This is a genomic window from Acidiphilium sp. JA12-A1 (assembly GCF_000724705.2).
Lineage (GTDB): Bacteria > Pseudomonadota > Alphaproteobacteria > Acetobacterales > Acetobacteraceae > Acidiphilium > Acidiphilium multivorum.
In genome coordinates this window covers 1-5,260 of the sequence record NZ_JFHO01000099.1, presented here as the reverse complement: position 1 = coordinate 5,260, position 5,260 = coordinate 1, and the positions used below count along the sequence as shown (strand labels likewise).

Genomic DNA, 5,260 nt, shown 5'->3' with positions numbered 1-5,260 from the left:
CGCCGCCGCCGCCGAAGCCGGTGGCCGACAGGCCGGCCAGCGGCCCGCTCGCCCCGCGCCCATGGCCCGGCCCGCCGCCATCGCCGCCGCGCGAGGCGACGACGATGCCGTCACCGCCCATCGCCCCGCCCTGGATGATCCGCGCCCCGGAACCGATACCGCCGGCACCGCCCGCCGTTGCGAACAGCGAGCCGGAGCCGCCTTCGCCGCCGGTGCCGCCGGTGGCCGACATGTAGCTGCCGAAGCTCGACGTGCCGCCATTGCCGCCACTGGCCGGCGAGGTGGGCGCCACGCCCCCCGCGCCCACCGTCACCGCAACCACCTGCCCCGGCACGAGGCCGGTGACGATGTCGATCGCCGTCCCACCGGCGCCACCGCCGGCGCCGGGCATCGAGACGTGGTATCCCGCCGCACCGCCGCCGCCGACCACCGTCACCTTCGCCTGCGTCACCCCGGGCGGCACGACGAAACTGCCCGAGCTCTCGAACACCTGCATCTGCGAGAAGCCCGGCCGCAGCTGCGGCAGCTTGAAGGGCAGGAACGGCGCCTGCGGCAGCGTGACGATATCGGCCGCGGTAATCGCGCTCTGCCCGTAATTGACGGTGACGACGTAAAGCCCCACCCACCCCGCATCCACCGGCGGCGTCACCTGGGTTCCCGCCGCCGCCGCCGCACCCGGCTTGACCTGCAGCTGAACCCGCTGCAGCCGCTGCGTGTTCTGCGCCCCGCCCGAATTGCCCGGCCCGGAATACGGCACCGAAGGATCGGCGGCGTTCACGTAGGGCAGCACGACCGGATCGGCGTCGGCCTCCGAAAACGTCGCCTCGATCAGGTAATTCACCGACTGGCCGGAACTGGCCGGCGCCGCGAGGGTGAACGTGACCGGATCGAGATTGATGCCCATCCGCACCGTCTGCTGCGCGGTATCCTGCGGCAGGCTGCCATAGCTGTTGGCATCGACCGGCCCGAGCTGGGTGATCGATCCCGGCGCCACCGTCACCGTCAGCGAGGCCGGCACGGTCGGCGTGCAGGCCAGCCCGTCCGCGACCATGCCGCCGCCGAGCACCGCTTCATTGAGCGCGCCGATCGCGACCATCACGTTGCGGTTGAGGTTCAGAATGTCGGTATCCAGCGGGATCGCCCCCGGATAGACGATGGTCCTGTCCATGAAGATGTCCTTGTCATGAGGCCGTGCGACGGCACCCGCCGCATCAGGGCGGCGGCCGGCCGGCAGGGATGAAAACGGCGCGGGATCGGCCGTCAGTTCAGCAACCGCGTCCAGGCGATGGCATTGACCGGCAGCACGCCGGCGATGGTTGCGTAGATGTCGGCATCGGTGGCCAGCCCCACATCCTGGGCGAGATCGCTCCAGGCCAGCGGCGAGGTCGAATACCCGCCCGGCCCGTACCCGAACCCGCCGGACGCGCCGCTGCCGGCCACGAGCGGGCGATAGGCCGTCACGAAACACTGATAGGGCAGGGCAAGGCTGCCATAGCCGCCGCGCGCGCCATACCCCAGCGTGTTGGCGCCATAGCCGCCGGTATCGCCCGTGTTGGCGGGCTCGAAGATCGCCGGCGCCCGCCCGGTCTCGGCGGTGATCGCCGCCGCCAGCGCCGCCCGCGTTGCCTTCGGCGCCAGCAGATTGGCGCGGATCCGCATGCTGAACGCGGCATCCGCCTCGCCCGCCCGCCGGACGATGCGCCCGCCCAGATAGTCCCGCGCGGCAATGTCCAGCATCGGCCCCGAGGCCGTCGCGATCCGCGTCTGCCGCCGCACCGCGCCGATCAGCGCGTAAAGCCCGGCCCAGAGCGCGCCGAGCCCGCCGAGAACCTGGTCCAGCACCGGCGTCGCATCGGCGAACCAGCCGGCCGGCAGGACCATTTTCAGCCGCGCCGCCATGTCGGCCGCGCTGCCGGGGGGATTCGAACCGCTCATGGCTCAGCTCACGCCGATCGTGCCGGCCCGCACCACCCCGAACGCGGGCGGCGCCAGATCGGCCGTGCCACCGTTCAGCAGGGCGTCGGTCACGTTCACCACGGCGTCGGACGCGTCATAGGCAATCTGCAGCAGCTTCGAGTAAGGCAGCGTCGCGCCCACCGGTAGCCCGCCGATATAGGCCGCGATCGCCACTGTCACCGCGGAGATGGCGGCCTGCGGCACCGTCCCTGGCGCCAGCACCAGCGTCATCGACACGTTCGCCGCCACCACCCTCGGCCCCTGCACCGCGAAACGCGTGCCCACCGGCCGCACCGCGTCCACCGCCCGGCCCAGCGTCGCCAGCAGCGAGGCCGGCGGATGGCCGGTTCCGTCATCCACCGTGACGATGAAATTGCCCATGCTGACGGCCCCGGTCTGGTCGACATTCTCGCTGATCGTCACCGACAGCCCCTGCTGCACACCGGCCACCGCTTCCTCGATGGCGCCGGTCGTCGCGCGCGACAGGCTGGCGAGATAGTTGCCGAACCGCGCCTTGAACGCGGCATCGCTCTCCGCGTCCACACCGCCGCCCATCGGCGCCGCGTTGCTCACCGTATCGATCCCGGCGATCGCCGTGGTCAGCAGCGAAATCGCCCCCGCCATCACGTTGCCGGCCGCCCCCGGCACCACCGCGCTCACCGGCAGGTCGATCGAGGCAACACCCGCCGCCAGCGTGTATCCGCCCTGCGCCGCCGAAAAATCCGGGTTCGCCGGGTCGGCCGTCACCGCGAAACTCTGGCTGCCATCGGCGGTCATCGCCGTCGCGCCGACCGGCACGAAGGCCGACAGCACGGGAGCGAACCGCGCGAAGGTCACCGTGCCGCCGGCCGCCACCGCCGGCAGCCGGGCGAAGCCGAAATCCGCGCCGAAACTGTCGCAGTCGGCCCCGGTGCTGGTGGCAAGCCGCGTGGTCAGCAGCACCTGCACGATCATCCATTGCAGCCAGAGGCCGAGCGAGGCGTTCGCCTCGAGCAGCGCCCGCAGGACCGACCCGACGGTCAGGTCCAGCGCCTGGCTCGCCGCCCCCTGCAGGGCAGCGGCCATCTGCTCCACCATGGCGGTGAAGCTCTGCAGCGATAATTGCATCGGAATTCCCTGTGCTGATCAGACGGAACCCGGCAGCGCGAGCACCCGCGCCCGTCCCGTCGCGGCGTCCTGATAGGCGATGGTCATCGCCAGCCCGCCCGGATTGCCCTGGCTGACCGTGATCTGCGGCGGCGGCGCGCTCGCCACCCGCGCCTCGCCGCGCATTTGCGCCCGCGCCAGCGCGCCGGCAGCAGCGGCAGGCCCCGCCGCGCCGACGAACTGGCCGAGCCCGGCGCCATAGGAAAGCTGCCAGACATACCCGCCGGGATTGGTCAGCAGCCGCCGCAGCACCCGCTGCTCGGTCAGCGCCGCCGCCTCGGCCAGAGCAAGGTCGCCGCCATTGCCGAAGGCAAGGTCGCCGCCGAAGGTCAATGCGAGATCCGCCATCACACCACCGTCGAGGGCGTGCCGGTCGAACCGCCCTGCGGATCGGGATGGGTGTGCCCGTCATGGGCCCGCCGCAGCGTATCGAGACTGCCATGCGTCCCGCTCAGGTCCGAAATCTCTCCGCTCACCATCAGATCCCCCTCGATCGAAACCGTCCCGGCTTTCATCGCGATCGTCCCGTCATTGCGCAGCCGCAGGAACGATCCGCTCTGATGCACGAGCCACAACTCGCCCACCGCCGCCTGCGGCGCCGGATCGCGGTCCGACCACAGCCGGCCGAGGACCACCGCCTGTTCGGCGTCGCCCTCCTGCCCGAGCACCAGAACCTGGTCGCCCGGTGACAGCGGCGCCGCCATGCCCCAGCCGGCGCCGACCCATCCGGCCAGCACCGGCAGCCAGCCCGAGAGCACGCCCTCCGGCTGCAACGTCACCCGCGCCGCGTAGGCGGCCGGATCGAAACTCGCGACCACCGCGAACCGCGCCTGCGCCGAAAGCCCGTCGAGCGCCGCCGCCCGGCCTTTCACCGCGTTCCAGAAATGCTCCATCATGCCGCCCGCATCGCCTCGAAATGCTGCAGGAACCCGATCCGCCCGCCGATCACCCGCTCCACGCTCCGCACCACATACGCGCCATCGAGCGCGGTCTGCGTGCCCTGGAGCAAAATCGGGGTTCCCGGCATCATCGACGTCTCGCCCGGCATGCTCGCCTGCAGCCGCACCGCCTGCGCGGCCAGCGCCGCCTGCGCCGCCGCCGCAACGCGCTCTGCCTCGCCCTGGGTCAGGTTCGGGCGGATCAGCGTCGTCCCGCCGGAACTGCCGGCGCTCGAACTGAACGCCGCCTTGCTCTTCGGGTTCCAGCTCCGCACCGTCACCTTCGGGCTTGCCAGCGCCACCGCGCGGTCGCAGCCCAGCGTCATCAGATCCCGCCCATAGGTCAGCAGCATCGGCGCGCCGGCCGGCGGCGCCGTGAAATTCAGCGTCGTCCCGGTCACCGAAAGGCTGAACCGCTCACGCACCGCGAGCGCGGCCAGCAGGTCCCACCGCGTCGCGTGCCGCGAATGCAGACCGAGCCCGGTCTGCGCATGCGCCAGCTCGTAATACTGGCCGATCCGCGTCCTCGTCGCGTCCACATTCGCGGCAAGCCCGGCCTCGCCGGCAAATCCCGTCGCCACCTCACTCGCCGTGAGGTTCGAGAAGGTCTGGTCCACCTCGGCATCGATCAGCCGCGCGGCGAGATCCCGCCCGCTCAGGATCGCGGCACCGAGATCGAACCGGATCGCGACATTGTCGACCTGGCCCACGACCAGCGCCGGCCCGGTCCCGATGCCCGCCGTCACCACCCCGCCCTGCAATCCCGCGAACCAGGCCGCGCCGCCCGGCACCGCGCCGATCGCGAATTCGAGGACGAAGCACGCCGCCTCGAACGCGCCCGGCTGGCGGATTTCCAGCCGCTCCAGCCCCGGCAGCGGCGCTCCGTCGAGCGTCGCGAACGGAGCGATCGCCCGCACCGTCACCGCCTCAGACACGCGGCACCCCGCCACCCGCATTCGGGTCCACCGGCGGCAGCACCAGCGTCACCAGCCCGACCAGCACAGGGTCGGACAGCCCGTTGAGCTGCGCGATGCGAATCCACTGCGTCGCATCGCCCAGATGCCGCGCGGCGATCTCGTAGAGATTGCCGCCCGCGACCGTGATCGTCGTCGTCCCGCTCATGCCGCCCCCAATGAAGCGTTGCCGGCGGCGCGGCCGAGATAGGCGGCGGCCCCGCCAAGCGCCGCGAGCGACAGGCTCGCCGTGCCCATCGCCTGCAG

The 5,260-nt window shown here is 71.9% G+C and carries 7 protein-coding genes; all 7 read right to left on the bottom strand.

From position 1 onward, the window contains the following. A partial coding sequence (locus RT91_RS16635) for a glycine-rich domain-containing protein (protein WP_035188572.1) occupies nt 1–1,168 on the bottom strand: 1,168 nt, incomplete at its 3' end. Nucleotides 1,169–1,260: 92 nt separating this feature from the next. Next, on the bottom strand, nt 1,261–1,935 hold the full coding sequence (locus tag RT91_RS16630; protein ID WP_007422920.1) for a hypothetical protein: 675 nt from the start codon (nt 1,933–1,935) through the stop codon (nt 1,261–1,263). A 3-nt stretch (nt 1,936–1,938) separates the two neighbouring features. Then, nucleotides 1,939–3,063 carry a baseplate J/gp47 family protein gene (locus tag RT91_RS16625; protein WP_035188571.1) on the bottom strand — a complete coding sequence of 375 codons (1,125 nt, stop codon included), beginning with the start codon at nt 3,061–3,063 and terminating at the stop codon, nt 1,939–1,941. 18 nt (nt 3,064–3,081) lie between these two features. Next, on the bottom strand, nt 3,082–3,450 hold the full coding sequence (locus RT91_RS16620) for a hypothetical protein (RefSeq protein WP_012040115.1): 369 nt from the start codon (nt 3,448–3,450) through the stop codon (nt 3,082–3,084). After that, nucleotides 3,450–3,998 (bottom strand): phage baseplate assembly protein V, encoded by a 549-nt coding sequence (locus RT91_RS16615; protein ID WP_007422924.1) that lies wholly within the window; start codon nt 3,996–3,998, stop codon nt 3,450–3,452. Before RT91_RS16615 ends, RT91_RS16620 begins: the two co-directional genes overlap by 1 nt. Beyond that, entirely contained in the window at nt 3,995–4,975 is a 981-nt protein-coding gene (locus RT91_RS16610; RefSeq protein WP_231844430.1) for a hypothetical protein, read from the bottom strand. The genes RT91_RS16615 and RT91_RS16610 overlap by 4 nt, the downstream gene beginning before the upstream one ends. Continuing rightward, nucleotides 4,968–5,162, bottom strand: coding sequence for a hypothetical protein (locus RT91_RS16605; protein WP_007422926.1), 195 nt, complete (start codon nt 5,160–5,162; stop codon nt 4,968–4,970). Before RT91_RS16605 ends, RT91_RS16610 begins: the two co-directional genes overlap by 8 nt. Nucleotides 5,163–5,260: the final 98 nt, after the last annotated feature.